At 68.8% G+C, this 16,894-nt stretch carries 14 protein-coding genes; 7 read left to right on the top strand and 7 right to left on the bottom strand.

Annotation, left to right across the window (positions count from 1 at the left end; genetic code table 11):
• The first annotated feature begins 2 nt into the window (after positions 1 to 2).
• The 3 genes from IT371_17600 (at position 3) to IT371_17590 (ending at position 3,552) form a co-directional block, all read left to right on the top strand.
• Positions 3 to 1,580 (top strand): ABC transporter permease, encoded by a 1,578-nt coding sequence (locus IT371_17600; GenBank protein MCC6749484.1) that lies wholly within the window; start codon positions 3 to 5, stop codon positions 1,578 to 1,580.
• Complete coding sequence (locus IT371_17595; GenBank protein ID MCC6749483.1) at positions 1,577 to 2,575, top strand: ABC transporter permease; 999 nt, start codon at positions 1,577 to 1,579, stop codon at positions 2,573 to 2,575. The genes IT371_17600 and IT371_17595 overlap by 4 nt, the downstream gene beginning before the upstream one ends.
• Positions 2,576 to 2,637: 62 nt before the next feature.
• On the top strand, positions 2,638 to 3,552 hold the full coding sequence (locus IT371_17590) for a GGDEF domain-containing protein (protein ID MCC6749482.1): 915 nt from the start codon (positions 2,638 to 2,640) through the stop codon (positions 3,550 to 3,552).
• 43 nt (positions 3,553 to 3,595) lie between these two features.
• Here the strand turns inward: IT371_17590 and IT371_17585 are convergent, their stop codons facing one another.
• Entirely contained in the window at positions 3,596 to 5,548 is a 1,953-nt protein-coding gene (locus tag IT371_17585; GenBank protein ID MCC6749481.1) for a hypothetical protein, read from the bottom strand.
• Between the two features lie 51 nt (positions 5,549 to 5,599).
• On the opposite strand from IT371_17585, the gene IT371_17580 reads away from it, so the two are divergent.
• From IT371_17580 to IT371_17570, 3 genes are all read left to right on the top strand, one after another.
• Positions 5,600 to 6,040, top strand: a complete 441-nt coding sequence (locus IT371_17580; protein MCC6749480.1) for a hypothetical protein — start codon at positions 5,600 to 5,602, stop codon at positions 6,038 to 6,040.
• Positions 6,041 to 6,188: 148 nt separating this feature from the next.
• A complete protein-coding gene (locus IT371_17575) occupies positions 6,189 to 6,509 on the top strand; it encodes a PilZ domain-containing protein (protein ID MCC6749479.1) in 321 nt (106 codons plus the stop codon).
• Between the two features lie 69 nt (positions 6,510 to 6,578).
• Complete coding sequence (locus IT371_17570) at positions 6,579 to 8,090, top strand: DUF362 domain-containing protein (protein ID MCC6749478.1); 1,512 nt, start codon at positions 6,579 to 6,581, stop codon at positions 8,088 to 8,090.
• A 6-nt stretch (positions 8,091 to 8,096) separates the two neighbouring features.
• Here IT371_17570 and IT371_17565 read toward each other — a convergent pair whose 3' ends face one another.
• Both IT371_17565 and IT371_17560 read right to left on the bottom strand, forming a co-directional pair.
• On the bottom strand, positions 8,097 to 9,368 hold the full coding sequence (locus IT371_17565; protein ID MCC6749477.1) for a serine hydroxymethyltransferase: 1,272 nt from the start codon (positions 9,366 to 9,368) through the stop codon (positions 8,097 to 8,099).
• A gap of 38 nt (positions 9,369 to 9,406) precedes the next feature.
• Entirely contained in the window at positions 9,407 to 11,164 is a 1,758-nt protein-coding gene (locus tag IT371_17560) for an ATP-binding protein (protein MCC6749476.1), read from the bottom strand.
• A gap of 202 nt (positions 11,165 to 11,366) precedes the next feature.
• Between IT371_17560 and IT371_17555 the strand changes: the two genes are divergently transcribed.
• Positions 11,367 to 12,473 carry an EAL domain-containing protein gene (locus IT371_17555; GenBank protein ID MCC6749475.1) on the top strand — a complete coding sequence of 369 codons (1,107 nt, stop codon included), beginning with the start codon at positions 11,367 to 11,369 and terminating at the stop codon, positions 12,471 to 12,473.
• Between the two features lie 14 nt (positions 12,474 to 12,487).
• Here IT371_17555 and IT371_17550 read toward each other — a convergent pair whose 3' ends face one another.
• The 4 genes from IT371_17550 to IT371_17535 are packed head-to-tail and all read right to left on the bottom strand — an operon-like array spanning position 12,488 to position 16,855.
• Positions 12,488 to 13,375 carry a hypothetical protein gene (locus IT371_17550; protein MCC6749474.1) on the bottom strand — a complete coding sequence of 296 codons (888 nt, stop codon included), beginning with the start codon at positions 13,373 to 13,375 and terminating at the stop codon, positions 12,488 to 12,490.
• Positions 13,368 to 14,258 (bottom strand): ABC transporter ATP-binding protein, encoded by an 891-nt coding sequence (locus IT371_17545; protein MCC6749473.1) that lies wholly within the window; start codon positions 14,256 to 14,258, stop codon positions 13,368 to 13,370. The genes IT371_17550 and IT371_17545 overlap by 8 nt, the downstream gene beginning before the upstream one ends.
• Positions 14,255 to 15,091, bottom strand: a complete 837-nt coding sequence (locus IT371_17540; GenBank protein ID MCC6749472.1) for an ABC transporter permease — start codon at positions 15,089 to 15,091, stop codon at positions 14,255 to 14,257. The genes IT371_17545 and IT371_17540 overlap by 4 nt, the downstream gene beginning before the upstream one ends.
• Positions 15,092 to 15,109: 18 nt before the next feature.
• Positions 15,110 to 16,855 carry an OmpA family protein gene (locus tag IT371_17535; GenBank protein ID MCC6749471.1) on the bottom strand — a complete coding sequence of 582 codons (1,746 nt, stop codon included), beginning with the start codon at positions 16,853 to 16,855 and terminating at the stop codon, positions 15,110 to 15,112.
• Between the last annotated feature and the right edge of the window lie 39 nt (positions 16,856 to 16,894).

Raw genomic sequence — 16,894 nt, 5'->3', positions numbered from 1 at the left:
GGATGAGCCTGTACCTCCTGCGACGGCTCCTCCTCCTCGTGCCGACTCTGTTCGGCCTCTGCGTGGTCACGTTCGCGCTGATCCACCTCGCGCCGGGGGATCCGGTCTCCGGGAGCCCGGCAGGCGCGGAGCTGGCGCGGGGGCTCAGCGAGGAGGCGCTCGAGCAGCATAAGCGGACGTTCTTTCTAGATCTTCCGCTCTTTATCAACCGGGATCCCCGAGGGCTGGTCGGGAGGACCGACCGGATCCTGACGGCCCTCGCCAGGCCGGGCGCAGCGGGGGAGGAGGCGACGGCCCGGGCCGCAGCGTGCGGCACGGTCTGCCTTCCAGCGTGGACGGCCACCCTCGAGCGCGGCGTCGGTGAGGTCACGGCGCGGCGACTGCGCGAGGCGCTTCGCCTGATCCGCTCCGAACACCCACACCTGCTACCCGCGTCCGCGCCTTCCCTCGAGGAGTGGGCGGCGCGCGCCCGGGCAGAGCTCGAGCCCGCGCGTCTCGAGCAGCTGGCCGCTCGCCTCGGAACCGACCGGAGCGCCGAGGACCAGCTCCTGGCCCGGGGTAGCGCGGCGCTCCCCGTCGTCATGTCGATCCTGCTCGGGTCCTCGGGAGAGGCGGCGCGCCGGGCCAGCCTGGTCGCCGGTCGCCTGGCCCGCCACGAGGGCGAGCTGACGGGTGGGACCGACGACGCGGCGACGCGTGAGAGCTGGCGCGAGTGGTGGGCGCAGGTCGGGCGGGACCACCGCGACTTCTCGCGCGGAGAGCGCCTGCTCGGCCACCTGACCGAGACGCAGTTCGCCAAGTGGATGGGCCGCGTCCTCACCCTCCGCTTCGGTCGCTCGATCAAGGATGGCCGTCCCGTGACGGAGAAACTCGGCGAGGCGCTCCCCGTGACCCTGCTCCTCGCCCTGAGCTCCATCTTCCTGGCCTATCTGGTGGCGGTGCCGCTCGGCGCGTGGATGGCCGTGCGGGCCGGAAGCCGTCGAGAGCGAGCCCTGGGGACGGGGCTGCTCCTGCTCTATTCGCTCCCCCCCTTCTTCGCCGCCCTGCTGCTCGTGCAGCTCTTTGGCGGTCTCGGGTACCTGGACTGGTTTCCGATCTACGGGCTGGCCACGCCGGGTCTCGAGCAGGCCACGGGCCTGACCTGGCTCGTGGATCGCCTGCGCCACCTCGTCCTGCCGGTGACCTGTCTCACCTACGGGGCGGTGGCGGTCATCTCGCGCTACCAGCGGGGAGCCATGCTCGAGGTGCTCCGTCAGGACTACGTGCGCACGGCCCACGCCAAGGGACTCGCCCCCGCCACCGTCGTGCTCAAGCACGCCCTACCGAACGCGCTCCTCCCCGTGATCGTGCTCTTCGGGCTCCACTTCCCCTTCGTGATCAGCGGAAGCGTGGTGATCGAGCGGATCTTCAACCTGCCGGGGATGGGGCTTCTCACCCTCGACGCGCTCCTCCACCGGGACTATCCGGTGATCATGGCGGTGGCGGTGCTGTCAGCCGCGTGCACCCTCGTGGGGCTGCTCGTGGCAGATCTTCTGACGGCCGCGGTGGACCCGCGCGTGCGGCTGGAGCGGCGACCGTGAGCTCCAGGATCTGGCCCAGGCTCGCGCGCCAGCGAGCGGCCCGGGGGGGGCTGCTGCTCCTCGTGCTCCTCGGAGGCGTAGCTCTCCTCGCCGATTTCCTGGCCAGCGACCTCCCACTCCTGGCGCGCTTCGAGGGGACCCTCTACGTCCTCCCCGCGCTCAGGCGGCCTCCGGAGCTCGCCCGACGGGGCAACCAGGAGCTCCGACGCGACCGCCGCCCCGGCGACTGGTTCGTCATGCCGCTCTGCGAGTACGGCCCCGAACAGCAGCCCGAGATCCTGCGACCGCCGCCCGCGTCCCCCGACGCCGAGCACTGGCTCGGCACCGACGACCGCGGCCGCGACGTCTTCGCGCGGGCGGTGCACGGGACGCGCGTCTCGCTGGCCGTGGGCTTCGGCGCGGTGGCCCTCTACGCGCTGCTGGGGCTCTTGCTCGGCCTCCTCGGCGGCTACCTGGGGGGATGGGTGGACTGGACCGTGTGCCGGCTGGCCGAGCTGGGCCTCACCCTGCCCACGTTCTTCGTGGTGCTGATCGTCATGGCCCTCACGGAGCGCAGCTCGGTCTCCTTGCTGATCCTGGTCATCGGGGCGACGCGGTGGCCCGAGGTGGCGCGACTCGTGCGAGCCGAGGTGCTGCGCCTGCGCGAGCTGGAGTTCGTGCAGGCCGCGCGGGCCTCGGGGGCCACGCCCCTGCGGGTGGTGCGGGTCCATCTGCTCCCCAACGCGCTCGGGCCGGTCATCGTGCACGCGGCCTTCGGGGTCGGTTCGGCCATCCTCTTCGAGGCCGCGCTCAGCTTCCTCGGCTTCGGCGTGCCGCCCCCCCGCGCGAGCTGGGGAGAGCTCCTCGGCCAGGCCCTCGAGCACTCCCATTGCTGGTGGCTGCTGCTGGTTCCGGGGGGACTCATCTTCGCGGCGGTCACGGCGCTCAACTTCCTCGGCGAAGGCCTGGCCCAGGCCCTGGATCCACGCCGCGGGACGACCCGGCCGCGGGGCTGAGACCCGCCTGGAAGGGGCCAGGTAATATTGTACGAGGCCAGGAATCCCCTTATGCTAGCGGCATGAGCGGTGACGATCACGACAGCGGCTGGGAGGAGGCGACCCGCACGGTGATGTTGCCCGACGTGGGCGCCGGGGAGCGGGCGGACAAGGCCTATCTGATCGTTCTGGCGGGCAGTCGCGTGGGCGAAATGGTGCGGGTGGGCGAGTCGCTCTCCATCGGCCGCAGCATGCAGGCCGACTTCCGCGTGACCGACGACGGGGTGTCGCGCATCCACGTCGAGCTGCATGCCAACCCGGACGGCACGGTTCGCGCCGACGATTCGGGGAGCCGCAACGGCACCTACGTCAACGGCGAGCGCATCACGACCGTCGTCCTGCGCGACGGGGACAAGATCCAGATCGGCTCCACCACCATCCTCAAGTTCTCGTACGCGGACAACCTGGAGGAGTCCTTCCAGCAACGGATGTACGAGGCGGCGCTTCGCGACCCGCTGACCCGGCTCTACAACCGGCGCCACCTCCTCGAGCAACTCGAGAGCGAGTTCAGCTACGTGATGCGCCACCGGACGCCGCTCAGCCTCGTGCTCATGGACATCGACCACTTCAAGGGGATCAACGACCGCTTCGGGCACCTCGTCGGCGACGCCGTGCTGGTGCGCTTCTCCGAGGTGATACGGAACGCGATCCGCGTGGAGGACCTCGCGGCCCGCTACGGCGGCGAGGAGTTCGTGCTCGTCTGCCGGGGAGTGCAGGTCGCCGGTGGCCTGAACATCGCCAACCGCATCCGGCAGGTCGTGGAGCGCACGCAGTTCATGCCCGAGCGACCCGAGCTGAACGTCACGATCAGCGCGGGGGTCGCCGGGGTTCCCGAACACACCATCGGCACCTCCCAGGCGCTCCTCGATGCGGCCGACCAGGCGCTCTACCAGGCCAAACGCTCGGGGCGGAACCGCTGCTGCGTCTTCGGTCCCTGACGGGCGGCGAAGCGCCTAAACCCCCACGGGCGCGGCCCCGGCCTCAGAAGGCCTGTCTGAACGCGAGCGAGACCCAGGTGCCGACGGACCCCGCGCCGCTCGACAGCGGAAACCCCAGGTCGAGCCGCACGGACTCCTTATCGAACTGCGGGAAGTTCCCCCGGGCGCCGATGCCGAGGCTCTGGCGATAGACGAACGGGACCGTGGCGCTCGGGTCGCGCTGGTCCGGCCCGCCGAACACGGCCCCCCCGTCGTAGAACGCCACCAGGCCGAGGTGCAGCGTGTAGAAGTTGATGGGGAGGGTGCGGTACTCCGCGTGCACGCTGAGCACGCTGCGACCTCGGAATTGGTCGTTGGGATAGCCGCGGAGCCCCGAGTCGCCGCCCTGAAACGAAAAGGTCCGGTCCAGGTTGTTGTGCCGCACGAGGATGGCGGCAGAGGCGTGCAGGCGACCGATCCCCAGCATGGGGGAGACGTTGCGCATCGACCCGGATAGCTCCGTGTTGACCCAGGGGCTGTCGCTGTCCATGAGGGGCCGGATGTCGGGCAGGTGGGGCTGCAAGCGGGTCTGCGCCGCAACGGCCACCGTGAGCAGGTCGTCGCCGAGGTACCAGCGCCAGGATGCCGAGGCGCCGAACTCGAGAAACGACTGTCCGCCGTCCTCCAGGTTGGAGGCCAGGCGCACGTCCACCGAGGCCTGGGGGCCCACGAGGTAGTCCTCGCTCAACGCGAAGGCCTGGATGTTGCGCATGCGCACGAAGCGCGTGGGTCGCGTGAGGTAGCCCGCGAAGAAGTACGAGGCCGTCTCGCTGCGGGGGACGAAGTCCCGCAGGTACTGCTCGACCAGGGTGCGGGCGAAGGGGAAGCTCGCGGGGGCCGTGTACTTCTGGCGGTAGCCCACCAGGCCGAAGGAGAGGTCGTGTTTGCGCGTGCGGCCGAAGGAGCGCGTGAAGGCGGCGGAGCTGTAGAGGTACTGAGAGTCGTAGACGAACGGGATCTCGACTCCGCCGCTGGCGTAGTCGATGGTCTGGAGTCGCAGCCCGTCGCCGCTCTGGGCGAAGTAGCGCACCTTTCGCAGATCCATGTAGGCCTGCACGCTGAAGCCCCACTCGGTGGCGAGCGAGTAGAGCGGTCGGGCGAGGGTGAGCTGCGCGGTCGCCCCGGCGAGCCGACCGCTGGTGTCCTCGGGGCACCAGTAGTTGCCGTCGATCACGTACCGCTCCGCCGAAGGGCTGAGCACGGTCGGGGTCCCGAGGACGCTGCGGTCGCGCATCGTCGTGGGACCGGGCGGCCTGGGCGCGGGTCCGCAGGGGACCCGTCCGTCGAAGATGAAGTCCACCTTCTCCGTCAGGGACAGGCGCGTGCCGAAGAGCCGCGAGTCGAGGTAGAGCTGCCCGAGGACGAAGTGGTCTCGAATCGCCCCCGCGTGCAGGTCGAGCTGCGAGAACTTCACGCGGACGGAGACGGCCTTGTTGCGGCCGAGGAAGTTCATCTCGGTGGGGTTGAAATCGAGGAGCTTGAGGACCCCGCCGGTCAGGCTGAACTTCGTGTTGAGGCGAAGGCTCCAGAGATCCTTGGTCACGACGAGCAAGGTCACGTGCCCGGGGCGTGAAGACCGACAGGCCGCCGTCCGCGCCACGGCGATGATGAAGGTACTGCGCAGGTTGCGCTCGCTCTCGGCCACGCGCTCGGGGTCCCAGACGTCTCCCTCCCGTATGAGGAGCTCCCGGCGCACCACGTGGTCTCGGGTCTTGACGTGAATCCAGTTGAAGAAGGTGGGCCAGGGGTCGCTCTTCGCGATCACGTTTTCGCGTACGATCACGATCCGGTCGATGCGCTTGCCGTGCGGTTCGGGGTCCCGGCTAAGCCGCGCTTGATTGAGCGCCCACTGCACCAGCTCGTCCTCGTACTGCTTCTTCAGGTCCAGGGCGGAGGCGGCCGAGGAGGAGCAGAGGAGGGCGAGGAGGACGAACGGTCCGGTGCACCGGAATGGCAAGGGTCTCTGAGGAGCGGCCCGCATGGGGTGTCATGCTAACATGGGGTCATCATGACGATGCGCCTGTTCCTGGTGGCGCTCCTCGGGGTGGGAGCGTATGGCGGCTACTACGGCTATTGCCGGTACGAGCTCCACGAACGGGAAGCGCGCTTCTCGGTGGAGGCCACGGACCTGCGACAGGCCCTCATGCGGATGAACAAGGTGATTCGCCCCGCCGACGTCCGGCAGGCGGTGACCCAGATGGCCGCCAAGGCGCAGGTGACCGTGGTGGACCCGGACCTCGTGGTCCGGATCGATCCGATGACGCCCGAGACGCTCGTGCGCCTTCCGTCCATCGCCCAGGCGGCGCTGGGGATGACCGCGCGCATCCCGGGGCATCGCGGGCCCCGATGGGTGATCGGCTTCCGGGCCCGGCTTACGGCCAAGCACGGCGTGGCGAAGCACGCCTTCGACGCCGAGCGCTGCACCTGGTTCGACGACGCTGCGCCCTGAGCCTTTGGTCTTCGCGTAGCTTCTCGCGATCCGGGGCTCCTCGGCCCTTCGCTGCGATTGACCCGAGAGCCTCGAAAAGTTGCCCGCGCGGCCACGCTGCGATCTGATGGACCGCAGCAGGCAAACCTGTTCGCGAGCGGAGGTGACCATGTCGACCGGCAAGACCTTGCGAGTCCCCTATGGCGCCTGGGTCACGGACCCGAGCGGAGACGGAGCGCCGACCTTCTATCTGGCCGAGCAGCTGAACGTGCAGGAAGTGGAGCTCCTGGCGGTGGAGCCGCCGGAGGTCGGGCGGGCTGTACAGCTTCGGCTGCTCGTCGAGAACGAGCGCGAGGTGGTGGACGTGCAGGGCCAGGTCGTCCGGCACGGGGGGCGGGGCGCCGCGGCGCACTTCGCCGTGCGGTTCACGCGGCTCGACGGCAATCGTCGACGGTTTCTGGCCGACCTCGTGGCCGAGGCCCAGCCCTAGCGCGCGCCAGCCCCCGCCCGAGCCCGCTCCGGTTGTCAGGACGCGGGGCGTCAATTACACTTCGCCCTTATGAAGCCTGAAACGCAGCCCAAGGTCATCATCCGCCATTGTGACGAGTACGACCCCCAGCGCATCCGCGAGCTGGTGCGGGAGGGGCTTCAGGAGCTGGGACTCGCCCCCTTCGGGCGCACCCTGGTCAAGCCCAACCTGGTGGCCGCGGGGAAGCACTTCCCCCACGCGCACACGCGGGCCGAGGTCGTCGAGGGGGTCCTGCGCGCGCTCCAGGACGTGAACGACGGCAAGATGGAGGAGCTCGCGGTGGGCGAGCGCTGCGGCATCACCATCCCGACCCGCATGGCCTTCGCGGAGTCGGGGATGGACGAGATGCTGACCAAGCTGCCCGACGTGAAGCGCTACCTCTTCGAGGAGGTCCCACAGGTGGAGGTGCGCTACACGCACGCGAACCGCCTGAGAGACTACGTGTACACGCCCGAGCCGATCGCCAAGGCGGACTTCTTCGTCAACGTGCCGAAGTTCAAGGCCCATCCGTGGACGACGGTCACCTTCGGCATCAAGAACTACATCGGGATCCAAGACGACCGGCATCGCCTCATCGACCACGACCACCGGCTGAACGAGAAGATCGCTGACCTCCAGTACATCATCCAGCCGCAGTTCCTGGTGGTGGACGCGATCATCGCCGGCGAGGGGCGGATGCTCACGCCCAAGCCCCGGCGTCTGAACCTCATCATCATGGGGAACAACCAGGTCGCCTTCGACACGGTCTGCTGCGCGATCGTGGGGCTCGAGGCTCGTGCGGTGGACCACATCCGGCTCGCCGAGGAGCGTGGCTTCGGCTGCGCCGACCTATCGCAGATCGCGCTCTCCGGCGACGTGACCCTGGAAGAGGCGAGGCGGCGCGCGCAGGGCTTCGAGGTGGGGCTCGTCCGAGTGGAGAAGTACTTCGAGGGGAGCCGCATCACGGCCTACGCGGGCCCGCCGCCCGAGATGGAACGCACGGACTACTGCTGGGGCGGCTGCCCCGGGTCCATCGAGGAGGCGATCGAGATCCTGCGCCGCTTCGACGAGCAGTGCGACGAGAAGATGGCGCGGCTCCACGTGGTCTTTGGGGCCTACGACGGCCCCATCGACGCGAAGCCCGGCGAGAAGGTGGTCTTCATCGGCGACTGCGCGATCTGGAAGGGGCAGCTCGCCGGCCAGGACGTCAACATCGAGAGCACGTACCAGCCACGCGGGACCAAGGATCCGCATCACGCGAAGCATCCGGACGTCTACGGCAAGCTGGTGAAGATGATGCGGGAGGTCTTCCACGGGAGGGACGCGACGTACCTCCGGCTACAGGGCTGTCCTGTGAGCGTGGTCGAGCACGTGCTGCTGCTCTCGCAGCTCGGCGGGGTGAAGAACCCCATCTTCGACCCGACGGAGGGCTTCATCTTCAACAAGGCCTACCTGACCTGGAGGCTGGCTTCAGCCTGGCAGTGGCTGCGAGGTCACCGCTACCAGCACGCGGGCCCGTGCCATCGCGGCGACGCGGCTCCCGTCGTGGAGGAGCGTCCGTAGGCAGACCTACTCCGCGTCGAGGGGGACGCCGGGCGCCGGGAAGCGCGCGCACAGCTCGGCGACCTCTTCCGCGGTGCGGGCCTGCAGCGCCTCGTCTGCCGGGTTGGCGGTGATCTTCTCCATCCAGCCCGCGATGAGCTCCATCTCCGGGGCCTTCATCCCGCGCGACGTGACCGAGGGCGTGCCGAGGCGGAGCCCGCTCGGATCGAACGGCTTGCGCGGGTCGAAGGGGACCGTGTTGTAGTTCGCCACCAGGCCCGCTCGATCGAGCGCCTGCGCCGCCACCTTCCCCGGGATCCCCTTATTCGTGAGGTCGATGAGGATCAGGTGGTTGTCGGTGCCGCCGCTCACCAGGACGAAGCCACGGGAGAGGAGGCTCGCGGCGAGCGCCTTGGCGTTCTCTACGATCTGCCGGGCGTAGCTGGCGAAGTCGGGGGTCGAGGCCTCCTTGAGCGCCACGGCGATCGCCGCCGTGGTGTGGTTGTGGGGCCCGCCCTGCAGCCCGGGGAAGACGGCCGAGTTGATCGCCTTGGCGTGCGTCTTCCTCGAGAGGATCATGCCGCCGCGCGGGCCGCGCAGGGTCTTGTGCGTGGTCGTGGTCACCACCTCGGCGTGCGGCACCGGACTCGGATGCACGCCGCCGGCCACGAGGCCCGCGATGTGCGAGATGTCCGCCACGAAGAGGGCGTCGACCTCGCGCGCGATCTCGGCAAAGGCCGCGAAGTCGATGATCCGCGGATAGGCCGTGGCTCCCGCCCAGAGCATCTTCGGGCGGTGCTCCTTGGCCAGGCTGCGCACCTGCTCGTAGTCGATGAGCTGCGTGTCCGGGCGAACGGTGTACTGCACCGACTTGAAGTACGAGCCCGTGATGCTCACGTTCCAGCCGTGGGTCAAGTGCCCGCCGTGCGGGAGCGACAGCCCCATCACCGTGTCACCCGGCCGACAGAAGGCGAAGTAGACGGCCAGGTTGGCGGGCGAGCCCGAGTAGGGCTGGACGTTCGCCGCCTCGGCGCCGAAGAGGGACTTGGCGCGCTCTCGCGCGAGCTCTTCGATCTCGTCCACGAACTGCTGCCCCTCGTAGTAGCGGCGACCGGGATAGCCCTCGGAGTAGTCGTTGGTGAGGACGGTGCCCGTGGCCTCGAGCACGGCGCTCGAGGCGTAGTTCTCCGACGGGATGAGGCGGATCTTGCGCGCCTGGCGCTGCTCTTCCGCGCGAATGAGCTGCCAGAGCTCGGGATCGGTGGTTCGGATGGCGGTGTGGATCATGCGGCGCATCATACCATGCGGCCGCGCCGGGGAGAGGCCGCCCCGGCGGCTCAGCGCCCCTCGACCTGCAGCCGCAGCTCCTCGAATTGCCGGAGGAGGGTGGCCTTGCCCGCGGCGGTGCGGACCTGGGTCTGATAGCGCTCGGGGAGCATGGGCAGCTCGGTGCACTCCAGCACCGCGCCGAGCTCCTGCATGCGCTTCTCGGCGTCCTCGGCGGAGGGGATGAAGTCGTCGATCACGCGCCTGAGCTGCGCCGCGGTGACCGTCTCGGTCTTCTCCATGAGCATGAGCCGGCGCGCGCGGTTCACGATCCCCTCGATGTCGGCGCCGCTCAGCTTCAGGTCTCCGACCGTGGGCACGTCTTCCACGCGGATGGGCAGCCGGAGCTTCCGGCCCAGGATGACGAACATCTGCCGGATCTCGTCGGGCGTCTCGGGGTAGAAGAGGGCCAGATGCACCTCGGCCCGCCCCTGGCGCTTGATGTCGATGGGCAGAAGGTCCGGACGGCAGGTCATCAGGAACCAGATGATGCGGCCGCGGTAGGCCGTGTCCCCCATCTGCGAGGCGATCTGGGCGAAGACGCGCCCGCTGGTCCCCGAGTCCCCCTCTTGCTGACGGTCCCCGAGCGCCGCGTCGGCCTCGTCGATCATGACCACCACCGGGCCCATGGCCCGCAGCATCTTCAGGATCTTCTCGAGGTTCCCCTCGGTCTCGCCCACGTACTTGGAGCGGAAGTTGAGCAGCTTCAGGCAGGGGATGCCGATCGACCCCGCGTAGCATTCGGCCAGGAACGACTTGCCGGTCCCGACCGGGCCGCAGAGGAGGTAGCCCATCGGGGCGGCTTCCAGGTGGTTGTCGCGGATGAGGGCCGCGTCCTCCTCGAGGCGCTGCTTGGCGGCGCCGTGCCCGACGACCATCTCGAGCGTGTGCTTGGGCTCGACGAACTCCACCATCCCCTGGCAGGTGCCTTCGATCATCTCCTTCTTGAATTGCTTGAGCTGCGCGAGCGAGATCGGGCGCTGGTGGCGGAGGGCCCCGTGCAGGAGCCCTTGGAGGTTCACCAGCGTCAGCCCCGCCGTGAGCTTGGCGAGCAGCTCGGGGGCCACGTCGGAGAGCTCCGCGGCCGGGCGCCCCGCGCGCATCCAGTCGATGAACGCGAGCCGCGCCGCCTCGTCGGGGTAGGGGAGCTCGATCCGCTCGGTGTGCGGGTTTCGCACGAGGGCCTCGTGGAGGTCCGAGAGCTTCTCGCTTACGAGGCAGAAGGCGAAGTTGACGCGCTTGATGTAGGGGTTCTTGGCCCAGTTGAGCACCGTCGCCAGGTTCGCCGCGAGCTGGCCCGAGGTCTGCGAGGCCTGCGTGCTCGGCAGGAGCAGCTGCGCGTACTCGAGCACCACGGCGACCTTGGGGCGCTGCTCGTCGGACTTTCCGACCAGCATCAGCTCGAGGTAGCGGTTGAGGAGCGCCAGCACCTGGGTCGGGTCGCGCGGGAGTTCCTGCAGCTTCCCGAGGTAGCGGTCGACGTGCGCGTTCATCTCCTGCAGCCGCTCGCGGTCCCGCCCGGCGAGCGCCCGAGGGGGGCGCGTCAGATCGTAGTGCAGGACCACGTCGAACGCGCCGAAGACCTGGGAGGCCAAGAACTCCGAGAGCGCGAGGTATTCGACGGGTTGTCCGGCGGCAACGCGGACCAGGTCGTCCACGTTACCGTGCAGGAGGAAGGTGGAGGTGGTGCCCGCGCTGTAGACCTGCCCGAGCTCCTGGGCCCAGGCCGGATACCAGGCCGGCGAACGCGCTTCTTTGGTGGTGGTCATCGAGCGGGAGCATACGAAAACGTGGTCCTCTCGGGCAATGGCGCGAATGGCGGACGTCTGCCGAAGCTCCGGATCGCTCGCGGCGCCGTTGTGCTACCCTGCCTGGATGGTCACAGACGAGTCGACCGGGACAGCCGAGGGGGGAGGAGGGGGGGGCGGGTCAGACCCAGGGGCCATCTTGCTCGTGGACGATGACGTCGGCGTGCTACGGGCCTACGAACGGTGTCTCTCCCGGGCCGGTTACGCGGTGACCTGCGCCGCCGAGGGGGCCGCGGCGGTGGAAGTCCTCGACGCGGGCACCTTCGACGCCGTGATCAGCGACATCAGCATGCCCGGGATGGACGGGCTCCAGCTCCTGCGCGAGGTGCGGTCGCGCAGCCTGGACCTCCCCGTGGTGCTCATGACCGCGGGCCCCACCGTGGACAGCGCCATCCAGGCCGTCGAATACGGCGCGCTCCAGTACCTCGTGAAGCCCGTCGATCTCTCGGCGCTCCGGGCAACCGCCGAGCGTGCCGTGCGCCTGCGCCGCATGGCGATGCTGAAGCGCGAGTTCCAGGCGCTGCAGGGGGCGCAAGGGATCCAGGTGGCCGACCGGGCCGGGCTCGAGGCGGGCTTCGTTCGCGCCCTCTCGCAGCTGTGGATGGCCTTTCAGCCGATCGTGTCGTGGTCCAGAGGCGACGTCTTCGCGTACGAGGCGCTGATGCGCAGCGAGGAGTGGACCATGTCCAGCCCGGGCGCGGTCCTCGAGGCGGCGGAGCGCCTCGGCGCGCTCGACCGGCTGGGGAGCGCCGTGCGCGGCCTCGTGGCGCAGCGGATCGCCGACGTGCCGGCTCCGACGCAGATCTTCGTGAACCTGCATCCGCGGGAGCTCGGGTCGCCGCACCTGCTCGCGCGGGAGTGTCCCCTCTTCGAGCACGCGGACCGCGTGGTCCTCGAGGTCACGGAGCGCGTGGCGCTCGAGGACATCGCCGGGCTCAAACCCTCGCTGGCCCGGCTGCGCTCCTTTGGCTACCGCCTGGCGGTGGACGACCTGGGTGCGGGCTACTCGGGGCTCTCGACCTTCGCGCAGCTCGAACCCGAGGTGGTGAAGATCGACATGTCGCTCGTGCGCAACATCCACCGCGAGCCCACCAAGCAGAAGGTGGTCCGCTCGATGATCGCTCTCTGCGGGGACCTCGGCTGCCGGGTGGTGGCGGAGGGGATCGAGCTACCCGAGGAGCGGGACGTGCTCGTCGAATGCGGCGCCGACCTCCTGCAGGGCTATCTCTTCGGCCGGCCCGCCCGGGCGATCGACCGACGCGGGAAGTAGCCCGCCGCCCCCTCCTACTGCACGTCCAGCTTCTCGTCGAGGAAAGAGGGTGGAGGGGCGGTCGCCTGGTCGATCCCCGAGACGAGCTGCAGGTCTGTCATGGCCCGCTCGGTCTGCTCCATCGTGGCCGCCACGCCGTCCACCTCGGTGGTCACGAAGTTCGGGTCCTGCCGGTTCACGGCCAGCTCGGCGATGCTCGTGATCTTCGAATCGATGCGTTCCAGCTCGATCAGGATGAACTCGTGGTTCTCGCGCGCGCGGGCCAGGTTGTCGAGGCGCAGGTTGGCGCTCGCGAGCGTGTCCACGAGCGACCGTCGATTACGCACCTCGGCCGGCGTGTCCTCGGCCACGGGCCCGAGCGATTCGAGGCGATTCTCGAGGTCGGCGATGCTCTCCCGGATCTCCTTCTCGTCGGTGGTGGCGAGGAAGCGCTCGAGGGCGTGCTTGGAATAGAGCAGCTTCAGAAAAACCCAGAGCAGCCGGTTGATCCCTTCGAGGTGCAGGCTCGCCACCTCGGCGGGGCCTTCGGCAGCCGCGGGGCCCAGGGCGAGCTGCCTGAGCTCGCGGCAGCGCTTCCGGAGCTCCTCGAACCGGGCGCGGGAGCGCGGATCCAGGGTGACGAAGATGCGCTGCAGCGCGGGCTCGGTCACGGTGGCCTTGGCCTCGGCCTTGGCCGCCTGGTGCGTCGAGGCGTCGACCGCGGCCTGAAAGCGCGGGTGGGAGGCGAGGCCCGCCAGGTACACCATCTCGCTCGCCGCCACGAGCGGAATCACCACGTCGGCGTGTCCGGAGAGCGCCCCTGCGGCAACGCCGGCCCCGAAGGCGAGGAGGTTCCAGTGCTGGACGAAGGCTCGCTTGACGTACTGCCAGAACCCCGCGCGTTTCACCCCTGGACTAGCCATGGCTCTGTTTGCTCTCGAGCTTGTGCACGTCCTCGCGCAGCTGGAACACGCGCTCCTGGAAGGCCGCGTCGCGGTGCATCTCCATGGCCGGGCGGTCGGGGGGAGGGAGCGGCACTTCCTTCAGGATACGGCCCGGCGCGGGCGAGACCAAATAGGCGCGATCTCCGAGGAAGACCGCTTCCTCGATGCTGTGAGTGACGAAGAAGATGGTGGCCTGCTGCTCGCGCCAGAGCTCGATGAGGAGGTCCTGCATCTGCAGCCGCATCAGCGGGTCGAGCGCTCCGAAGGGCTCGTCCATCAAGATGATGCGCGGCTTCAGGATCAGCGTGCGCGCGATGGCCACGCGCTGCTGCATCCCGCCCGAAAGTTCGTGGGGGAACTTGCTCGCGTCGCGCGCCACGGAGAGGCCCACCTTCTCGATCCAGCGGCGCGCCTCGGCCTCGCGTTCGCGCCGAGAGACCCCGCGACATTCGAGGCCGAAGCTGATGTTCTCGAGCACCGACCGGTGGTCGAAGGCGGTGTAGGACTGGAAGACCATCCCGCGGTCCGCGCCCGGCCCGAGGATCGGTCCGCCGAAGATCTCGACCTTCCCGCGGGTGGGCGGAAACTGGGGGGCGAGTCCGGCGATGATGCGCAGGATCGTCGACTTGCCGCAGCCCGAGGGCCCCAGCATGCACACGATCTCTCCCTTGTCCTCGCGATCCTCGACCACGAAGGTGACGTCCCGGATCGCCGTCGCCTCGCGGACGGTCCCCTCGCCGTAGACCTTGGCCACGTTCTCGAAGCGCACGACGGCGGGGCGCGCGACGGGGGCACGCGGGGTGGCATCAGCCGGGGGGGCGCTCGGGGGTGCTGCCGTTGCGACGGGTGGGTCTGCGGTCACGAGCTGCGCCTCCGGTGCGGGAAGAGGAGAAACCCGAGCCGATAGATCAGGCGATCGATGGCGTAAGCCACCAGCGTGATGACGATCAGGCAGAGGTAGACGTGCTCGCGCGGGCCGCGCCGCTCGGAGACGGTGATGAGCGTGCCGAGGCCCCGGTCCATGTTCACCACCTCGGCCAGGATGATGTAGCCGAACCCCACGCCGAAGAGCAGGCGCAGCGAGTTGAAGATGTCCGGCAGGGCCATGGGGAGCAGGACCTTGAAGATGACCTGCCGCCGGCTGGCGCCCAGCGTGTAGGCGGTGTCGACGTACTTCTGCTCGACGTTGATCACGTTCTGCATCGCGTCGGAGAGGACGAAGGCCACCGAGGCGATGAAGATGAACATCACCTTCTGCAGCTCGTCGATGCCGAACCAGAGCATGGTGAGGGGGATCAGCGCGGCGACGGGGACGTTCCGGCCGAAGAGGTTGAGCGGGGCCAAGAAGGCACCGAGGAGAGGGAAGCAGCCGGCCAGGATCCCGAGCGGTACCCCGATCAGTACGGCGAGCCCGAAGCCCTGCATCACGCGCCAGACGCTCGCCGCCGTGTGCCGGGTGAGGGCGCGATCGAACCAGAGGGACTTGAAGGACCCGAAGACCTCGGACGGAGAACCGAGGGTGGCGGGCGAGATCAGCCGTTCCTCGGCGGCGCCGCGGGTGGCCCACCACCAGACGAGGAAGATGACCCCGAGACACGCCGAGCCGGCGAGGGCGCGCGCCGCGAGCGAGGGAGGGCGGCGGAGAGCACCCGGCGCCGAGCGCGGGGAGGCAGTGGGAGGGGTAGGGTCGGCCACGACGCGGGCTCGCTCCGGCTACTGGGCTTCCATCGGGAAGACCTTGACCTCGACACGGCGGTTCTTGGCGTGGTTGGCCGGGTCGTTGGGGTCCGCTGGGCGATTCCAGCCCGCCCCCTCCGCTGCGAACTGGTTCGGCTGGAGCGTCTTGAACTTCTTCAAGAGGGCCTCTTTCACCGCGTTGGCCCGGTGCTCCGAAAGCTGCCGCACGCCGTCGAAGGGGACGTGCCCCTTCATGGACGCGTCGGTGTGCCCTTCGATCACGATCCGCGCGGCGCCGTACTGTCCGGCGAGCTTCCCGATCTCCTCCAGCACGAGGGGCACGTTCGGGTCGTAGAGCTCCTCGGCGGTCTTGTCGCCGATCTGCCGCGCCACCTTCTTGTCCAGGTCGAAGGAGTTCGGGAAGAAGTGGATGACCACCGTCTTGGTCAGGATCTCGCCCGACTCGGCCTTGATCGACGTGACGCTCTTGGGCGTGAATTTGACGTCGTACTCGTTCTTCTGGTTGGCGTACTTGGGGATCGCCCCGAGCTTCTTCAGCACCGAGAAGTCCATTACCTGATCGAAGGCCGTCTGGTCGGTGACCTTCCCGCGGCGCTTGTAGAGGTAGTAGGCCGTCTCCCAGGTGCGCTCGAAATTAGTGGGGTTGTTCTGATTCATGAAGAACTCGCGGTTCTCGGCGTAGTTCGTGTTGTGGGCGTCGGCGAGCATGTTCATCGCGTCGGTGGCGGGGATGCTGTAGGCCTTGGCGAGGAGGGCCGCGACCTTCTGCTTGTTCGCGGGCTGCTTCACCTCTTCCATCGCGTCGAAGACGGTGCGGACCAGCCCTTCGATGATCTCGGGGTGGTCCTTGGCGAAGTCGGCGCGGGCGAACCAGACGTCGGCGATGAGCTTGTTGGCCGTGGCGGTCGAGACGATGAGCTTGTTCCCCTTGGCCTTGGCGAGATTGTAGATGTCGGGGGCCCACGAGACGCACGCCGCGATGCTCTTGTCGCTGTTGAAGGCGGCGGCAGCCTGGAAGGCGTCACCTGTCCCCTTGAAGGTCACTTCACCCGGCTGCACGCCCGCGTTGATGAGCGCGTTTAGCAGGAAGAACTCCGACGGGGAGTTGAGGGCCAGCGCGATCGACTTGCCGCGCAGCTCGTTCACGTTCTGCACCCCGCGGGCTACGATGCCGTCTCCGCCGTTCGACCAGTCGATCTGCTGGTAGACGCGAGGCATGATGCGGGAGTCCTTGCGGAGCTCCTCGAGGAAGAGGGGGATCATGTCCACGGTGCTCCAGCCCACGTGGAGCTTGCCGGCGGCGTAGGCGTCACGCATCTTGACCGGGTCGTCGATCAGCACCAGCTCGACCTTGAACTCCGTATCCTTCGGCCCCTTCCAGACCTTGCCGGCCTTCAGCCCGCCGTTGGCCCAGATGATGGGGGCCCAGCCGGCCCAGACGTTCAGCGCGAAGCGGACCGTGTTGTCCTTGAGCTTCTCGTAGCTCGAGACCCCCTTGACGGGGGGGAGCTTCGCCTCGGGGACGAACTTGTATTCCTTGGTCGTGGTCGGCGCGGACTGATCCGGGGCCTCGACGCCGGTGCCCGTTCCGCCGCCCTTCTTGATCTTCTCCAGGTCCTCCTTGCTGATCGCGCCGCTCCCGGAGCCCGCCTCGGTCCCCTTCGGAGCGAGGATCCCCATGCGATAGAGGGCGAAGGCGACGAGCCCGAGCACCACGAGCCCCACCAGGATGAAGAACGCAGGTTTGGGTCTTCCAGCCATCTCGACTCTCCTTTGGCGTCGCGCGCGCAACGCGTCGGC

It is taken from the genome of Deltaproteobacteria bacterium (assembly GCA_020848905.1).
In the GTDB taxonomy this organism is placed as follows: Bacteria; Myxococcota_A; Polyangia.
The sequence above is the reverse complement of the archived record's forward strand: the minus strand, read 5'-3'. Positions and strand labels throughout refer to the sequence as shown.

Coding starts and splice junctions, on each gene's coding strand:
- IT371_17575 (MCC6749479.1), top strand. CDS start 6,189: ATGTCGACCGGCAAGACCTTGCGAGTCCCCTATGGCGCCTGGGTCACG.
- IT371_17570 (MCC6749478.1), top strand. CDS start 6,579: ATGAAGCCTGAAACGCAGCCCAAGGTCATCATCCGCCATTGTGACGAG.
- IT371_17600 (MCC6749484.1), top strand. CDS start 3: ATGAGCCTGTACCTCCTGCGACGGCTCCTCCTCCTCGTGCCGACTCTG.
- IT371_17580 (MCC6749480.1), top strand. CDS start 5,600: ATGACGATGCGCCTGTTCCTGGTGGCGCTCCTCGGGGTGGGAGCGTAT.
- IT371_17590 (MCC6749482.1), top strand. CDS start 2,638: ATGAGCGGTGACGATCACGACAGCGGCTGGGAGGAGGCGACCCGCACG.
- IT371_17560 (MCC6749476.1), bottom strand. CDS start 11,164: ATGACCACCACCAAAGAAGCGCGTTCGCCGGCCTGGTATCCGGCCTGG.
- IT371_17565 (MCC6749477.1), bottom strand. CDS start 9,368: ATGATGCGCCGCATGATCCACACCGCCATCCGAACCACCGATCCCGAG.
- IT371_17535 (MCC6749471.1), bottom strand. CDS start 16,855: ATGGCTGGAAGACCCAAACCTGCGTTCTTCATCCTGGTGGGGCTCGTG.
- IT371_17550 (MCC6749474.1), bottom strand. CDS start 13,375: ATGGCTAGTCCAGGGGTGAAACGCGCGGGGTTCTGGCAGTACGTCAAG.